A 16,126-nucleotide genomic window follows, 5' to 3' on the forward strand; every position below is an offset into this window, starting at 1 on the left:
GCCCCCCTACAGCACCCCCGCCGCCTTGCGCTCCTCCAACGTCAGCGGCGGAGCCGCGAGCGGCGGCTTCAGCGGCCCCACCGCGGCAGCGACCAGCACGCTGGGGGCCAGCAGCGCCTCCGCCCCCCGGGTCAGAGCCGTCACGTCGGTGACCCGGCGGGCGATGCGGCCGTTGCCCGTCGCCGTGCGCAGCAGCCGGCCGACGTACGCGGACAGGACCCGGTCCCGGAGGGTGGGGCCGGTCTCCGTGGCGCCGGGGTAGAAGACGTCCGCCCCGATCGCCAGGTCCCACGCCGCCCGGACCGTCCGGCCCACCGCCCGCTGGATCGCACCGGACAGGCCGACGCAGCCGTACCCCTGACCGGCCACCACATCCCGCACGGCAAGCGCCGATTGTGCCGCCACCGACATCCCGTGGCCGTACACCGGGTTCAGCGCGCACACCGCGTCCCCGAGCACCGCGAAGTTCTCCGGCCACGCCGGCATCCGCTCGTAGAAGTACCGGCGGTTGGCGGTCGTACGCGTGATCGTCACCTCGGTGAGCGGCTCCGCGTGCGTCAGCAGCTCCCCGATGAGCGGGTGCCGCAGCCGCTCACGGGCGTACCGGGCGAACTCGGGCCCGTCGGTGGGCAGTTCGTCGCCCCTGCCGCCGAACAGCGTCACGATCCACTTGCCCTCCTCCACCGGCATCAGCACGCCCCCGCGCCCGACGCCCGCCCGAGGATCGGGCTCGATGTTGACGACGGGGAACCCCTCCCGCGCCTGCTCCGGCGCCCGGAAGAGCCGGCTCGCGTAGGCCAGCCCGGAGTCGACCTCGCGCCGCTCGGCGGCGGGCAGCCCGAGGTCGCCGAGCCACCGTGCGGCCCGGGAGCCGCGCCCCGTCGCGTCGACGACCAGCCCGGCCGTCAGCGTGCGCTCGGCGTCGTCGTGGACGCGGATCCGCACCCCGGTCACCGCCGCGCCCGTACCCGTGAGGCCGACGGCCTCGGCCCGCTCCACCACCTCGATGTCGCCGCCGTCCAGCACCAGGCGCCGTACCACCCAGTCCAGCAGGTCCCGGCTGGCCGGCAGCATGAACGCCGACTCGGCCCACCGCCGGTACCAGCCGTGCGGCGACAGCGCCACCATGTCGGTGGTCATCGGCACCCGGCTGATCCCGGCCGCCCGCAGCCGCCCGATCGCCCCGGGCAGCAGCTCCTCCAGCGCCCGCGCCCCGCCCGACCACAGCTGGTGCACATGCCGGGCCTGCGGCAGGCCCCTGCGCGGCTCGGGCCCGGCGGGCAGCGCGTCCCGCTCGACGACGGTCACCCGGGCGCCCGTCGAGGCCAGCGCACGGGCCGTGAGCAGACCGGCGAGGGAGCCGCCGAGCACGACGGCGGTGGGCTTGTCACTCATGTACGGCAACGCTCTCTGCTGGGGCGGCCGCACGCGCGCGTACCGCCTCGATGTCGTCGGGACGGCGCAGGGCCCGGGAGACGGCCCCGATCTCCTGGAGCAGGTCCGTGGTGTCGGGCCCGGCGGCGGCCTCGGGCGGCTCGGGGGTACGGCTCCTGGTCCCGATCGCGTCGAGGATGCTCACCGCGGCCGCCAGCGCCCGCGCCCGCTCGGGCGGATGCCCGAGGCCGAGCGCCGCGTCGTACGACCGCCTGCCCAGCCCGGTGTCGATGTGCCGGGCGAGCGGCAGCAGCACGTCCCGGATGAACGTCTCGCGCCGGGTCAGCCGCAGCTCCGGCGTGGCCCGCAGCACGAACGGCACGCCCTCTCCGTTCACCGACCGCATCAGCAGGTACAGCGGCCGCAGTTCACGGTGGGCGAGCCGGATCCGCCGGCGGTCGTGCAGGTACTGGCCGGCGTGCGGCAGGATGAAGCCGACCGCGATGAGGATGGCGGACAGCGCAGCCACCGGCGGCGCGAGGTCGGTGCTCAGCCAGTCCATGTTCCGCCCGCACCAGCGCGCCACCACGGCGGCCAGCTTGGACGCGTCGAAGATCAGGTTCAGCACATAGCCCGCGCCCAGCAGCTTCAGACCCCAGCGCAGCCAGGCGTCCAGGCCCTCGGTGCGCACCCAGTTCCAGATGAGACGGGAGGTGATCAGGCAGGCCACGGCGTGCGCGACCAGGTAGAGCAGGATCTCCTCGCGCATGAACGGGGTGGTGGCGTAGTACGTGTCCAGGTCCCGCAGCCGCTCCACGGGCGCGTCGGCGAGCAGGAACAGCACCCACAGCAGGGCGACGACCCCGGAGTACACCGAGATCACCCAGCGCATCGCGCGGCGGGTGGCGGCCGAGCGGTCGGACAGGCCGTTGCGCCAGGTGATGATCAGCAGCAGACAGGACCCGCAGAACGCGGTGATCAGCGAGTAGCACCAGGGCGCCGAGATGTTGGGCACGCCGGTGAGCCGGTTGACGGCGGCGATCGTGGACGGCGTGCAGAACACGAACACCCCGCAGGCGAGCAGCAGCAGCCCGCCGACCGCGCGCAGCAGCGGGTCCCGCCACAGCCGGATGATCGTGGGCAGCTTGATCACCAGGGCAGCGGTGAGCACCGCCGTGGGGATCCAGAAGGAGATGTAGAACTCGCTGAGAACACCCGAGGGGTTCAGCGCCAGCAGGGTCACCGCGTGGCTCCTCCACGTCCGCGATAGCCGAGGGAGCGCTGGACCGGGTCGAGGGGCGTGCCGGGGTCGTCGCCGGTGAGGCAGGACCGGAACAGGGTGGCGAGGCGGTGCCCGAAGTCGTCGGCCTCGGCCTCGTCCGCCTCCCGGGAGCCGTTGCGCGCGGCCACCGTCAGCGCGGCCTCCCGCCAGCGGGGCTCGTCCGCGAGCGCCCGGGCCGCCGCCGCACCGGCCAGGTGGTGGTGCCGGTGCCCGGCGTGCAGATGCCACAACTCGTGCCCGAGGATGACCAGCTGCTGCACGGCCTCGGCCCGCTCCTCCACGATGACCAGGTCGAAGTCCTGGAACTCCACCCACAGACCGGTCACTTCGATCTCGTCCGGGAAGCGCTCGAAGCGCAGCCGCACCGGCCGGCCGGCCCGCCGGGCGCTCATCTCCTCGCACAGCATCCGGCACAGGTCCCGGATGCCCTCCGGCGCCCCGGGACGGGCGCGGACGGCGGCGGCGAGGTCGGCGGCCAGAGCGCGCATCGCCGAGCCGCGGCGGGGGCGACGCAGCCGTCCGGCCAGCCGTGCCGTCCGCTCTCGCGCGCCCGCGATGGTCATCGGTCCCCCTTCTCACCGCCGGTGTGCGGCTGGTCCGAGCGTACGCGTCCCGACGTGTCCGCGTCAGGTGATCCGGCCGGTCTTGTTCAAGCGGGAACCACCGCCGGATCCCGCCGGGAGGAGGGGGCTCAGCGACCGGGGGACGGCACCTGAGTCACCGGCACTCCGCCGGCCGCCCGGCCCAGCAGGGTCAGGCTCACCCGGCCCGGCCCGGACCGCGTCGTGAACTCCGAGAGCACCGCCAGCGCCAGGGTGTTGGCACCCCGGGTGCGCAGGATGCCGTTCGGCAGCACGAAGGTGTGCTGCGGGCCGACGTTGTTGATGTACTGGCCCAGGTTCCAGCCGTTGAGGAAGATCTGCGCCCGGTAGGCCCGGTACGGATCGTCCTCCAGGGTCAGGCCCACCGAGGCGTCGATGTCGCCCGGCACGGACAGCCGGAACGTCGTCCGGTACCAGGTCACGCCCTGGCGCCGCTCGGCGCGCGGGAAGCCGACCCGCTCCCAGTCCCGGTCGGGGAAGCCGGGCAGGTGCCAGCCCTCCCGCTCGCCGTACAGACCGCCGGTGTTCAGTGGCCCGCGCACCGGGTCGGGTGCCCCCGCACCCTGGATGCGCCACGTCACCTTCGGCGACGCCCCCGAGAAGCCGACCGCCGTGAGGCCGCGCGCCACCTTGTGGCTGTCCTGCGCCTTGCCGTCCTCGTCGTGCTGCATCGGCCGCACCAGCACCGACAGCACATGCCGCCCCCGGGAGCGCTGCCGCTCGTTCACGGGGAACTCGGCGACGGCGTCCCAACTCCCCTTCCTTACCGTCGACTTGTCCGGCACCGGCATCCGGTGGGTGCCCAGCGGCTCCCCGTCCAGCCATGCCATCAGCAGCCCCTGCGTGCCGGTGGTGTAGGCGAGCGAGACCTTCTCGAGGCCGGAGGCGTCCATGAGGGTGCCCCGGTACCAGACGTCGCCGTAGTGGAAGCCGTAGTCGTCGGCGAACAGCACCGGCTGCCCCTTCGGCACGGGTGTGGTGCTGTACGACGACACCTTGTCGGCGACCTTCCACCCCGAGTCGTCGAAGTTGGGCCCCGCCTCGGGGTTCTCGGTCCGCATCCGCCAGCCGCCCAGCTCGGGCAGCCGCACCTCGGGCACGCCGGGCAGCAGCCCGGTCGACATCAGGCTGCCGGACAGGGTGACCCGCGTCGGCACCTTCCGTCCGTTCCACACCAGGCTCGAGATCCCGCGCGGCCCCCACACCTCCAGGCTGGTCTCCTCGGTGACGTCACCGGTCAGGTGGACCTCCGAGCCGCGCAGCTCGGCGTGGCGCAGCAGGGCCGGGCCGTACACCAGCAGGGTGCCGGACGGGGTGTCGTACGGGAACATGCGCACGGCGGTGGCGTCGTCGGCGAAGAGCAGCAGCAGCGGGATGTCGCTCTCGCCCTTCTCGACCATCACGCGGGTGAGTCCGCCCTGTCCGAGGGGCGCGTCGACGTGCAGTTCGTTGCGGTCGTACGCCCAGGCCGCCTCCGGGTCGAGCCGGGTGACGTAGGGCTCCTGCGGGCACTTGAGCACCAGGTCCGCCATGTCGTCGCGGCGCCCGGTGAACAGCGCGATGTCCAGCCGCCCGGTCGCCAGGCACATCATGGGCTGGGCGGTGGAGTACTTCAGCGTCCGGTGGCCCAGCGGCAGCCCCGTGGTCAGCATGCGGGCGTCGTGGGCGGGCACGGTGATCCGCAGCTTGCCGGCGTCCGTCGGCAGGTCGGTGGTGACCGGGACGGCGCCGTCGTTGCGGGCCACGTACACATGGCTGCCGGTGTCCGGGTTGGTCAGGTGGTAGACCTTCAGCCCCTCGGCGTGGACGTCCGCCGCCCGGTCCAGCCGGGCGAAGTCGGGCACGCGCTGCAGCAGATGCCCGAGCTGGTGCATCGGGGCGATCTTCTCGGTGACGTTCCGTGCCTCGTCGATGGCCGCGCCGTAGTCGTACGACGTGTAGACGACGGGTGCGGGGAGCCACCCCCACGACGTCCCGCCGAAGGTCATGTACACGTTGTGCAGGGTGATGCCGTTGGCGAGGTTGGTCAGGTAGAAGCGGCGCTCGTAGGCCGCGTCCCGGGTGCGCCGTGACTCGGCGTACCCCTTGCCGTCGAACCAGGCCCCGCCCCACGGATCGAACCAGCCACCCCCGAACTCGGGAATGAATCCGGGCGTATGGGGTGAAGCGGTCGCCCCACCGGTCATCCCGCCGGGCCCGAAGTGCCCCCAGTCGGGCGGCGTCTGCGACGGCGACGGATACCCGTCGAACCCGTACAGCCACCCACCCTTCTCGCCGCCGGTGTCGAACGACCCCGGGACCCAGTACCCGTTGCGCCCCTTGTCGTTGTGGAAGAGGGGGACATCGATCCCGTCCCGGCGGACCTTCTTGTACAGATGGGACATGTAGTCCCGCCCGGTCGCCTCCCCCACATGGGAGTCGTACTCGTTCTCGATCTGGTAGAGCAGAACCGTGCCCTTGCCCTGGGTGAACAGGTGCCGGCGGGCGATCCGGTTCACCTGGGTCAGCCACTCGTCGACGTGCGCCAGATACGTCGGGTCGGCGGTGCGCGCCGAGCCCTTCGTCACCGTCAGCCAGCCCGGGAAGCCGCCGCCGTCGACCTCGGCGTTGATGTAGGGCCCCGGCCGCAGGATCACGTACAGCCCCGTCTCGGCGGCCATGCGCAGGAACAGGTCGAGATCCCGGACACCGGAGAAGTCGTACTGACCGGGCGCGGGGGAGTGGTAGTTCCACGCCACGTAGATGCTCACGGCGTTGTAGCCGTGCGCCCGCATCTTCTGCAGCACGTCCCGCCACAGTGAGGGGCTCGGCAGCCGGAAGGGGTGCATCTCACCGGACCACACCACCAGCCGCCGGCCGTCGACCAGCAGCGAATACGCGTCGTAGCCGATCGTGTGCCGCTTGCCGTCGGCGCGCGGCGGGGCGGGCGCCGGGCCGGTGGGCACGCTGCGCGCCGCGTACGCCGAAGGCGCCCCGGGGCCGCCGCTGCCGCCCAGGGCGAAGCCGAGCGCGGCCGAGCCGGCCAGGGCACTGAAGGTACGTCTGCTGAGCGCCAAGGTGGATCCTCCCGGGCGATCTTACGGGGGCGCGGTCCGGCCATTCTCCATGGAGATACGCCCCACAATGGACCCATGAGGATCTCGGCACGGGCGGATTACGCGGTACGGGCGGTCCTGGAGCTGGCCGTACGGGAGGGTAACGGGCCGGTGAAGGCAGAGGAAATCGCGGTCGAGCAGGACATTCCGCACAAGTTTCTGGAGGGCATCCTGGGCGACCTGCGCCGCGCCGGAATCGTCGAGAGCCGGCGCGGCGGCGGAGGCGGCTACCGGCTGGCGCGCTCTGCGGCGTCGGTCACAGTGGCGGACATCATCCGCGCGGTGGACGGCCCGATCGTCTCGGTGCGCGGCGAACGCCCGACGAACGTCGCCTACACGGGCACGGCCGAGCCGCTCCTCCCCCTCTGGATCGCCCTGCGCGCCAATGTGCGCCGCATCCTCGAGGGTGTCACCGTGGCCGACCTCGCTACGAACACGCTCCCGGATCCCGTACGGACCCTGGCGGCGGAACCGGCGGCCTGGGAGAACCCCTGACACCCGCGGGGACACCCACGGCGACCACCGCGCCGACGCGCGCCCCGAGCCCGTGAAAACCCCGATGTGAATGGCCGGAGTTCACCCTGCCGCCCCACCCCGGGCCTCCCTACGATTCCCTCGCCTCCCGCCCTTCACAACTTCCGCACAGACTCTGCATGGCCGTGCGGACCGGCGTGAGGTGACACCCCCCACTCCACAACAGGGAGAAACGATGGCTGGTGGACTCCTCCTGAGCGGCGCGATAGCCGCTCTCCTCACCACCGCGCTACCCGCCCAGAGCTCTTCCCCCGTCTTCGACGACCCGCCCCCGGACAAGATCGTCATCGACGTGGCCACGGTGAACGGCTCCGGCTGTCCCCAGGGCACGGCGGCGGTGGCGGTCTCGCCGGACAACACGGCCTTCACGGTCACCTACAGCGACTACCTCGCCCAGGCCGGCGGCAACTCCGACCCCACCGCCTTCCGCAAGAACTGCCAGCTCAACCTGATCGTCCACGTGCCCCAGGGCTTCACCTACGCGATCGCCAGCGCCGACTACCGGGGCTTCCTCTCCCTCCAGCCGGGCGCCACCGGCACGCAGAGGGCGTCGTACTACTTCCAGGGCTCCTCGCAGACCGTGCCCAGGACCCACCCCTTCAACGGTCCCTACAACGACGACTGGCAGGCCACCGACAGCACCGACTGGGCCCAGCTGGTGTGGGCCCCCTGCGGAGTGCTCCGCAACTTCAACATCAACACGGAGCTGAGAGTGAACGCGGGGAGCGCGAACCCCGGCAAGGTCAGCTTCATGACGATGGACTCGACGGACGGCGACATCAGCACGGTGTACCACCTGGCCTGGAAGGAGTGCCCCAAGCAGTGACCACCCCCGCCGGCCGCCCGCTCCCACCGACCGGGCGGCCGACGGAAGGGCCGCCCTGCGCGAGGCACCGGCACCCGTGGGCCCACGACGAGTGAGCAGCACCGCCGAGCGCCAACCCCGTCCGGGGCCAGGCCCCACGGTCGCTCGACGGCGTACGTGAGGAACGCGGCCCTTGCGCTACCCCGCCGCCTGCCCCATCCCCGCGGCGTTCGGCCAGCTCTGGGCGTTGGGCCAGCCCGTTGCCGGGGCGGGGGTGAGGCCGGCGGCCGGAACCGGGGTGCCCGGTGCGGTCATGCCCCGTACCTGGGCCGCCGTGAGGCCACCGCGGGCCGGGACGCCGGGTGGAGTGGGCCCCGCAGCGGCGGCCGGCGCCGGGACGGGCGCCGGGACGGGAGTGGGCGCCGGAACAGGCGCGGGAGACGGCATCTGCGCGGGAGCAGCAAACGCAGCGGCGGCAGGGACCGGACCCGGAGCAGGTGCGGGCACCATCCCCGGCACCGGAGTGGGCGCGGAAGCGACGGCAGGCACCGGCGTCGGAGCCGAAGGCGCCGCAGGCACCGGCGTCGGCGCAGGAGTCGGTGCGGGAGCCGCCGCAGGTACAGGTGCCGGCATCGCGCCCGAGGTCACCCCGGGCACCCCCGCAGCAACTGCCCCCGGGGCCACCACGCCCGGACCCGCAGCGGTCCCACCAGGCATCTGCCCCGAAGCCGGCGCCACCGAAGGCGTCGGTGCGGGCAGAGCCTGGGCTGCCGCCGGCAGCGGCATCCCGGCGCCGGGTTGGGGGGCGGCGGCGGGGAGCGGCATGCCGGTGCCGGCGGCCGGGGCGGGGCCGGGAGCGGCGGCGGCCTGGGCGGCGAGCCCCCGCAGTCCGGCTCCGTTGGTCTCGCTCACCAGCCGGTCCACGGCCGCCGTACCCGAGCTGTAGCTGGTCCCGGTGCCCAGCTCGGGTACGGCGGCTCCCCTCCTGGTCCCGTAGAGCACCTGCTCCAGGCCGGACACCAGGCGACGCACGTCGACCTGGGGGCGCACCACGAGTCTCAGGAAGCGGCTGGATGATCCGATCTTGTTGCCGCACTCGCGGACCAGGATCCGGTGCTCGGTGAGCATCCGGTCCCGGACCACGGTGCCCTCGGCGCCGACGGGGAGGCGCACGAAGAGGAAGTTGCCCTGGGAGGGGTAGACGGTCAGGCCGGGCAGGGCCGAGAGGTGGCTGGCCATGTCCAGGCGGTCCCGGCGCACCTGCATCAGGCTCTGCGCGTACTCGGCGCCGTGCTCCTTCAGCATGAACACCACGTGCTCGGCGAAGGAGTTGAGGTTCCACTTCGGAAGCATCGAGCGGACCTTGCCCGCCAGCGCGGGGTTCGCCACCAGGTAGCCGAAGCGTATGCCGTGCAGGCCGAAGTTCTTGCCGAGGCTGCGCAGCACGACCACGTTGGGGCGGAGCATCGCCTCCTGGACGACGCTCGGTTCGGCCTCGGCGTCGGCGAACTCCAGGAAGGACTCGTCGACGACGATCAGGTCGAGGTCCGCCATCGTGTCCATGAACTGCACGAGCTGCTGCTTGCGCAGATAGCCGCCGTCGGGGTTGTTGGGGTTGCAGACGACCGCCACGCGCGTGCCCCGGGCGCGGATGAAGTCGGTGTACTGGGCGAGGTCCAGGGCGAAGCCGTTCGCCTCCTGCAGCGGGAACATGTCGACCCGCTTGCCGGTCTCCATCGGCTGGTCGGTCCAGCGGCCGAAGGTGGGGACGGGGACGGCGAGGGACTCGCGGACCAGCAGGTGGTCGATCCAGGTGATCAGTTCCGTCGAGCCGTTGCCCATCGCCACGCACTGCGGCGGCAGTTGGAGCAGGTTGCACAGTTCCGCGGTGATGGTGTCCGAGCTGCTGGGGTAGTACGTGACGATCTCGCGCAACCGGGCCGCCATCTCCTCGAACATGGCGGGAGTGGGGAAGTAGGGGTTGCACGGGATGCAGAAGTCCACCGGGCCCGACCCGTCGCTCTCCCGCGTCAGCGCCGCCATCGAAGGGCTGTGCGCGGCGGTGTTGCGGAACAACGAGGTGACGTTGTCAGGCAAGAGGACCTCCGTCGAAGGGTGGCCCGTGCGGGGGAGCACGGGCCACCCTTGGATACGGAGGGCACCGCGGTGGTGTTCAACTCACCGCCGGTGTGACCCCGTTCACGCCTCGAACGTGTGAACCGTCGTCGTCCGGTAGGTCTGGCCCGGACGCAGCACCGTCGACGGGAAGTTGGCGTGGTTCGGCGAGTCCGGGAAGTGCTGGGTCTCCAGGCACAGTGCGTCGCCCTGGCGGTAGGTGCGGCCGCCGGTGCCGGTCAGGGTGCCGTCGAGGAAGTTGCCGGAGTAGAACTGCAGGCCCGGCTGGTCGGTGGCGATCTTCAGGGTGCGGCCGGAGCGCGGGTCGCGCAGGGTCGCGACGTGCTCGGGCCGGGCCGTGATGCCCTTGTCGAGGACCCAGTTGTGGTCGAAGCCCTTGGCCTGCACCTGCTGCTCGTGGCCGTCCCGGATGTCCCGGCCGATCGGCTTGGCGTGGCGGAAGTCGAACGGGGTGCCCGCGACCTTGGCCAGCTCGCCGGTGGGGATCAGGCCCGAGTCGGTCGGGGTGTAGCGGGACGCGGCGATCTTCAGCTCGTGGTCCTCGATCGTGCCGCTGCCCTCGCCGGCCAGGTTCCAGTAGACGTGGCTGGTGAGGTTGACGATCGTCGGCTTGTCGGTGGTGGCCTCGTAGTCGATGCGCCACTGGCCGTGCCGGTTCAGGGTGTACGTCACCTTCGTCTTCAGCGTGCCCGGGTAGCCCATCTCGCCGTCGACGCTGGTGTAGTGCAGGTGCAGGCCGACGTCGGAGCCCTTGGTGAACGGCTCCACGTCCCACACGTGCTTGTCGAAGCCCTTCACGCCGCCGTGCAGGCTGTTCACGCCGTCGTTGACGGAGAGCTGGTAGCTCTTGCCGTCGAGGGTGAACTGCCCCTTGCCGATGCGGTTGCCGTAGCGGCCGATCAGGGCGCCGAAGTACGGGCTCTTGGCCACGTAGTCGTCGATGTTGTCGAACCCGGCGACCACGTTGGCGTGCCGGCCGTGCCGGTCGGCGACCTCGAGGGTCTGGACTATGCCGCCGTAGGACAGCACCTTGAGCCGGGTGCCGCCGTTCTCCAGCGACCAGCGGTAGACCTTGGTGCCGTCGGCGAGCTTGCCGAAGAGTTCCTTCACCGGCTTCCTGCTTCCGGATGCGGCCTGGGCGGTGCCCGAGCCGAGGGTGGTGGCGGCAATGCCCGCCGCCGCTGCTCCTGCAATGACCGTGCGTCTGTTCAGTTCCATGTGCGGCTCCCGAAAAGGAGGGACCCCGCCGTTCCCGGCGGGGCCCGATCTGACTTACGAACCGGACTTGCGCTTGTTCCACACGTCGAACCCGACCGCCACCAGCAGGGCGAGGCCCTTGATGACCTGCTGCCAGTCGGTGCCGACGGAGAGGAGGTTCATGCCGTTGTTCAGCACGCCGAGGACGAGACCGCCGATGATGGCGCCGAGTACGGTGCCGACACCGCCGCTCATGGAGGCGCCACCGATGAACGACGAGGCGATCGCCTCGAGTTCGAAGTTGACGCCCGCCTTCGGCGAGGCCGCGTTCAGGCGGGCGGCGACCACCAGACCCGCCAGGGCCGCGAGCACGCCCATGTTCAGGAAGACATAGAAGGTGACCTTCTTGTCCTTGACGCCGGACAGCTTGGCGGCCGGCAGGTTGCCGCCGATCGCGTAGATGTGCCGGCCGAAGACCGCGTTGCGCATCACGTAGCCGTAGCCCACGACCAGCGCGCCGAGGACGATCAGCACGATCGGGGCGCCCTTGTAGCTGGCGAGCAGCATCGTCAGGGCGACGATCGCGGCGACCAGCGCGGTCAGCTTGAGCAGGAACAGCTTGGCGGGCAGCACCTCCAGCGAGAACTCCTGCTGGCGGCTGCGGTCGCGCACCTCCTGCCACACCACGGCGACGGTCAGGACGAGGCCGAGGAGCAGCGTGAGGTTGTGGTAGTTGGTGTTCGGGCCGACCTCGGGCAGGAAGCCGTTGCCCATCTTCTGCAGGCCGTCGGGGAACGGACCGAGGGTCTGGCCCTTGAGCAGGATCTCCGTCAGTCCGCGGAAGAGGAGCATGCCCGCGAGGGTGACGATGAACGACGGTATGCCGAGATAGGCGATCAGGAATCCCTGCACCGCGCCCGCCACCGCGCCCATCAGCAGGCACAGGACCAGGGCGATGGGCCAGGCCACATGGTGCTGCACCGTGAGCACCGCCGCGAACGCGCCGACGAACGCCGTCAGTGAACCCACCGACAGGTCGATGTGGCCGGCGATGATGATCATCATCATGCCGATCGCGAGGATCAGGATGTAGCTGTTCTGCAGGACCAGGTTGGAGACGTTGCGCGGCAGCAGCAGGTCGCCGTCGGTCCAGACCGCGAAGAGGACGACGATCAGGCCGAGTGCGATCAGCATGCCGTACTGGCGCATGTTGCGGCGCAGTCCGTCGAGGATCAGCTGGACCAGGCCGGTGCCGGAGGCCGGTCCGCCCTTGCCCGGCGGCGCCGAGGCCGGGATCTTGTCGGTCACATCGGTGCTCATCGGGTTACCTCTTTGTCCTTCGTCATATGGCGCATCAGCACTTCCTGCGTGGCCTCGGACCGTGGCACCTCACCGGTCAGCCGTCCCGCGGCCATCGTGTAGATGCGGTCGCACATGCCGAGCAGCTCGGGCAGCTCGGAGGAGATGAAGACGACCGCCTTGCCCTGGGCGGCCAGCTGGTCGATGACCGTGTAGATCTCGTACTTGGCGCCCACGTCGATGCCGCGGGTGGGCTCGTCGAGGATCAGCACGTCCGGACCGGCGAAGATCCACTTGCTGAGGACGACCTTCTGCTGGTTGCCGCCGGACAGCTTGCCCACCGGTTCGAACACGGTCGGTGCCTTGATGTTCATGGACTTGCGGAAGCCCTCGGAGACCTGCCGCTCCTCGTGCTCGTCCACGATGCCCCGCTTGGCGACCTTCTTCAGGGCGGTCAGCGAGATGTTGCGGTTGATGGTGTCGATGAGGTTGAGGCCGTAGTGCTTGCGGTCCTCGGTGACATAGGCGATGCCGTGCTCCACCGCCTCGGCGACGGACCTGGTGCGGATCTCCTTGCCGTCCTTGAGGACGGTGCCGCCCGCGTACCGGCCGTAGGTGCGCCCGAACACGCTCATCGCGAGCTCGGTGCGGCCGGCGCCCATCAGGCCCGCGATGCCGACGATCTCCCCGCGGCGCACGTGGATCGACACGTCGTCGACCACCTTGCGCTCCTGGTCGATCGGGTGGTGCACGGTCCAGTCCCGGATCTCCAGGGCCGGGGCCGCGTCCGCCTCGCCGTCGTAGGGCGTGCGCTCGGGGAAGCGGTGGTCCAGGTCGCGGCCCACCATGCCGCTGATGATCCGGTCCTCGGTCGTCTCCGGCGCCTTCACGTCCAGCGTCTCGATGGACCGGCCGTCGCGGATGATCGTCACCGAGTCGGCGACCTTGCGGATCTCGTTGAGCTTGTGGGAGATGATGATCGAGGTGATGCCCTGCTTCTTCAGCTCCAGGATCAGGTTGAGCAGCTTGTCGCTGTCCTCGTCGTTCAGCGCCGCCGTCGGCTCGTCGAGGATGAGCAGCTTCACCTTCTTCGAGAGCGCCTTCGCGATCTCGACCAGCTGCTGCTTGCCCACGCCGATGTCGGCGACGCGGGTCTCCGGGTGCTCGTCGAGACCGACCCGGCGCAGCAGTTCGGTGGCGTGCCGCAGGGTCTCCCTCCAGTCGATGAGCCCGCCCTTGGCGTGCTCGTTGCCGAGGAAGATGTTCTCCGCCAGGGAGAGGTACGGCGAGAGCGCCAGCTCCTGGTGGATGATGACGATGCCGTGCTGCTCGCTCGCCCGGATGTCCTTGAAGTGGACGATCTCTCCCTCGAAGAGGATGTCGCCCTCGTACGTGCCGTGCGGATGGACGCCGGAGAGCACCTTCATCAAGGTGGACTTCCCGGCGCCGTTCTCGCCGCAGATGGCGTGGACCTCGCCCTGACGGACGGTCAGGGTGACGTCCGACAGCGCCTTGACACCGGGAAAGGTCTTGACGATCGAGCGCATTTCCAGGACGGGTCCCGCCATGGTCGTGCCTTCCAATCAGTGTGGTTCGGCCAGGACTGTCCGGATTACTTGAGCTCGGCGTCGGTGTAGTAGCCGCCCTTGACCAGGACGTCCTCGTAGTTGGACTTGTCCACGCTCACCGGCTGGAGCAGGTAGGCGGGCACGACCTTGGTGCCGTTGTCGTACGTCTTGGTGTCGTTGACCTGCGGCTTCTTGCCCTTGAGGGCGTCCTCGACCATGGTCGCGGCGACCTTGGCGAGCTGCCGGGTGTCCTTGTAGACGGTCTGCGTCTGCTCACCGGCGATGATCGACTTCACCGAGGCGAGCTCGGCGTCCTGGCCGGTGATGACGGGCAGCGGCTGGCTCTTGGAGCCGTAACCGTCCGACTTGAGCGCGGAGATGATGCCGATGGAGATGCCGTCGTAGGGCGAGAGCACCGCGTCGACCTTGCCGCTCTTGTACGACGAGGTGAGGATGTCCTCCATGCGCTTCTGGGCGGTGGTGCCGTCCCAGCGCAGGGTGGTGACCTGGTTCAGCTTGGTCTGGCCGGACTTGACCACCAGCTGCTTCTTGTCGATGTACGGCTGGAGCACGCTCATCGCGCCGTTGAAGAAGTACTTGGTGTTGTTGTCGTCGTTCGAGCCTGCGAACAGCTCGATGTTGAACGGGCCCTTCTTGCCGCTGTCCAGGCCGAGCTTGTGCACGATGTACGTGCCCTGGAGCACGCCGACCTTGGTGTTGTCGAACGACGCGTAGTAGTCGACGTTCTTGGTGCCGAGGATCAGGCGGTCGTAGGCGATGACCGGGATGTTGGCGTCCGCGGCCTCCTGGAGCACGTTGTTCAGGGACTTGTTGTCGATGGCCGCGATGATCAGGCCCTTGACGCCCTGCGTGATCATGTTCTCGATCTGGGAGACCTGGGTGTCCGGGTCGTCCTCGCCGTAGACCAGCTTGGTCTTGTAGCCGGCCGACTGGAGGGTCTTGACGACGTTGTTGCCGTCGTTGATCCAGCGCTCGGAGGACTTGGTCGGCATCGCGATGCCGATGGTGCCGCCCTTGGAGTCGCCGGACTTCGGCTTGCTGCCACCGTCACTGTTCTGACCGCAGGCGGTCAGGGTGAGGGCGAGCGAGGCGGCTCCGGCTATCGCGGCGAGTGCGGCTCTGCGGTTGCGCATGGTCATCCGTCCTTTTTCTTCGCGGGTGAGAGGGATCGCTACGGCGGGTTCAGCCGTCGGTGGGGAAGCGGTGGAGCGGGCCGGGCAGACGGGAGCCGAGCGGCGCCATGTCGCCGTCCGCGCCGTGCCGGGCGAGGAGGTCCAGGGCGAGGCGGCCGCGCCGCACCCGCTCCCGGGCGGTGTCCAGGGTCACGTCCCTGAGGTGGGTGCCCCAGGGGTAGATGCCGGGAGCCCTGGACAGACCGAACTTCAGGTAGAGCGGTGCGCCGCGCCGGATCAGCTCGGCGACCTCGTACATCCGGACGTAGCCGCCGAGGTCGTCGGGCGCCTCGATGTACATGTCCATGGGAGCGGCGGACACCCGGCGGATCTCGGTGAGGTGATCCAGCGTCAGGTCGCTGGGCACGTTGATCGAGTCGGCGCCGAGCCGCTCGTACACGGCGTACGAGGCCGGGTTGACCGGGCCGATGAGTGCGGAGACCTTGAGCGTGGTGTCCGCCGGGATGATGCCGGCCCGACGCGCGCGGTGCAGGGTCCACAGCACGCCCTCGTCGGCCACCAGCAGGCACTTGACGCCCAGTTCGGTGGCGCGGACGGCGTCCTCGACGCAGCCGGCGACGGCGTCGTGGCCGCGGGCGCGCAGTCCGCCGCCGCGGGAGTCGGAGCGCACCGAGCCGCCGATGTCCCAGGTGCCGCGCGGACCCGTGAACAGGCAGAGTTCGATGTCCCGTTCGGCGGTCGACTCGACCATCTCGGTGATCTCGGCGTCGGTGAGCATCCACACACCGCTGCCCTGGCTGATCCGGTGGATCGGGACGTCGAGACGCGAGGATTCCTTGAGGACGACGGTCAGCGCCTCGGGCCCCTCGCACGAGGGGATCTCGGTGCGCCAGCGGCCGCCGCCCGGGAAGCTGTGGGCGGATGCGTCGGCGGGGTCGAGGGCGGGCGCGCTCAGGCCGAGTGCGGCGAGCTGTCGCTCACCGGGCCGGCGGGCTGCCGGGGCGGAGGCGTCGGTCACAAGGTGTCCTTCGTGTTCGAAATCTCGGACAAGGTTCGCGGCTCGGGACAGAAAAAGGCCTT

The 16,126-nt window shown here is 70.5% G+C and carries 12 protein-coding genes; 2 read left to right on the forward strand and 10 right to left on the reverse strand.

Translation table 11 applies throughout. The features are described from left to right. Window positions 1-6: 6 nt before the first annotated feature. The 4 genes from ACZ404_RS07150 to ACZ404_RS07165 all read right to left on the reverse strand — a co-directional run bounded on the left by ACZ404_RS07150 (window position 7) and on the right by ACZ404_RS07165 (window position 6,314). The gene (locus ACZ404_RS07150) at window positions 7-1,395 is read right to left on the reverse strand and encodes an NAD(P)/FAD-dependent oxidoreductase (protein ID WP_468436733.1); all 1,389 of its coding nucleotides are present in this window, start codon (window positions 1,393-1,395) and stop codon (window positions 7-9) included. Continuing rightward, the gene (locus ACZ404_RS07155) at window positions 1,388-2,617 is read right to left on the reverse strand and encodes an MAB_1171c family putative transporter (RefSeq protein WP_468436735.1); all 1,230 of its coding nucleotides are present in this window, start codon (window positions 2,615-2,617) and stop codon (window positions 1,388-1,390) included. Before ACZ404_RS07155 ends, ACZ404_RS07150 begins: the two co-directional genes overlap by 8 nt. After that, window positions 2,614-3,219: a toxin-antitoxin system, toxin component family protein gene (locus ACZ404_RS07160; RefSeq protein WP_468436737.1), complete on the reverse strand. Its 606-nt coding sequence runs from the start codon at window positions 3,217-3,219 to the stop codon at window positions 2,614-2,616. Before ACZ404_RS07160 ends, ACZ404_RS07155 begins: the two co-directional genes overlap by 4 nt. A gap of 128 nt (window positions 3,220-3,347) precedes the next feature. Beyond that, on the reverse strand, window positions 3,348-6,314 hold the full coding sequence (locus tag ACZ404_RS07165; RefSeq protein ID WP_468436739.1) for a glycoside hydrolase family 35 protein: 2,967 nt from the start codon (window positions 6,312-6,314) through the stop codon (window positions 3,348-3,350). Between the two features lie 75 nt (window positions 6,315-6,389). On the opposite strand from ACZ404_RS07165, the gene ACZ404_RS07170 reads away from it, so the two are divergent. Both ACZ404_RS07170 and ACZ404_RS07175 read left to right on the forward strand, forming a co-directional pair. Continuing rightward, window positions 6,390-6,848, forward strand: a complete 459-nt coding sequence (locus ACZ404_RS07170) for an RrF2 family transcriptional regulator (RefSeq protein WP_468436741.1) — start codon at window positions 6,390-6,392, stop codon at window positions 6,846-6,848. Between the two features lie 214 nt (window positions 6,849-7,062). Beyond that, window positions 7,063-7,713 carry a DUF4360 domain-containing protein gene (locus ACZ404_RS07175; protein ID WP_468436743.1) on the forward strand — a complete coding sequence of 217 codons (651 nt, stop codon included), beginning with the start codon at window positions 7,063-7,065 and terminating at the stop codon, window positions 7,711-7,713. A 177-nt stretch (window positions 7,714-7,890) separates the two neighbouring features. Here the strand turns inward: ACZ404_RS07175 and ACZ404_RS07180 are convergent, their stop codons facing one another. The 6 genes from ACZ404_RS07180 to ACZ404_RS07205 all read right to left on the reverse strand — a co-directional run bounded on the left by ACZ404_RS07180 (window position 7,891) and on the right by ACZ404_RS07205 (window position 16,064). After that, complete coding sequence (locus tag ACZ404_RS07180; RefSeq protein WP_468436745.1) at window positions 7,891-9,789, reverse strand: pyridoxal phosphate-dependent aminotransferase; 1,899 nt, start codon at window positions 9,787-9,789, stop codon at window positions 7,891-7,893. A gap of 102 nt (window positions 9,790-9,891) precedes the next feature. After that, window positions 9,892-11,046, reverse strand: coding sequence for an aldose epimerase family protein (locus ACZ404_RS07185; RefSeq protein WP_468436747.1), 1,155 nt, complete (start codon window positions 11,044-11,046; stop codon window positions 9,892-9,894). Window positions 11,047-11,100: 54 nt separating this feature from the next. Further along, window positions 11,101-12,345 carry a multiple monosaccharide ABC transporter permease gene (gene mmsB, locus ACZ404_RS07190; RefSeq protein WP_468436749.1) on the reverse strand — a complete coding sequence of 415 codons (1,245 nt, stop codon included), beginning with the start codon at window positions 12,343-12,345 and terminating at the stop codon, window positions 11,101-11,103. Continuing rightward, window positions 12,342-13,892, reverse strand: coding sequence for a multiple monosaccharide ABC transporter ATP-binding protein (gene mmsA, locus ACZ404_RS07195; RefSeq protein ID WP_468436751.1), 1,551 nt, complete (start codon window positions 13,890-13,892; stop codon window positions 12,342-12,344). Before mmsA ends, mmsB begins: the two co-directional genes overlap by 4 nt. A gap of 44 nt (window positions 13,893-13,936) precedes the next feature. Further along, on the reverse strand, window positions 13,937-15,046 hold the full coding sequence (gene chvE / locus ACZ404_RS07200) for a multiple monosaccharide ABC transporter substrate-binding protein (RefSeq protein WP_468436753.1): 1,110 nt from the start codon (window positions 15,044-15,046) through the stop codon (window positions 13,937-13,939). A 49-nt stretch (window positions 15,047-15,095) separates the two neighbouring features. Further along, complete coding sequence (locus ACZ404_RS07205; RefSeq protein ID WP_468436755.1) at window positions 15,096-16,064, reverse strand: hypothetical protein; 969 nt, start codon at window positions 16,062-16,064, stop codon at window positions 15,096-15,098. Window positions 16,065-16,126: the final 62 nt, after the last annotated feature.

Source organism: Streptomyces sp. NPDC030798 (genome assembly GCF_055572275.1).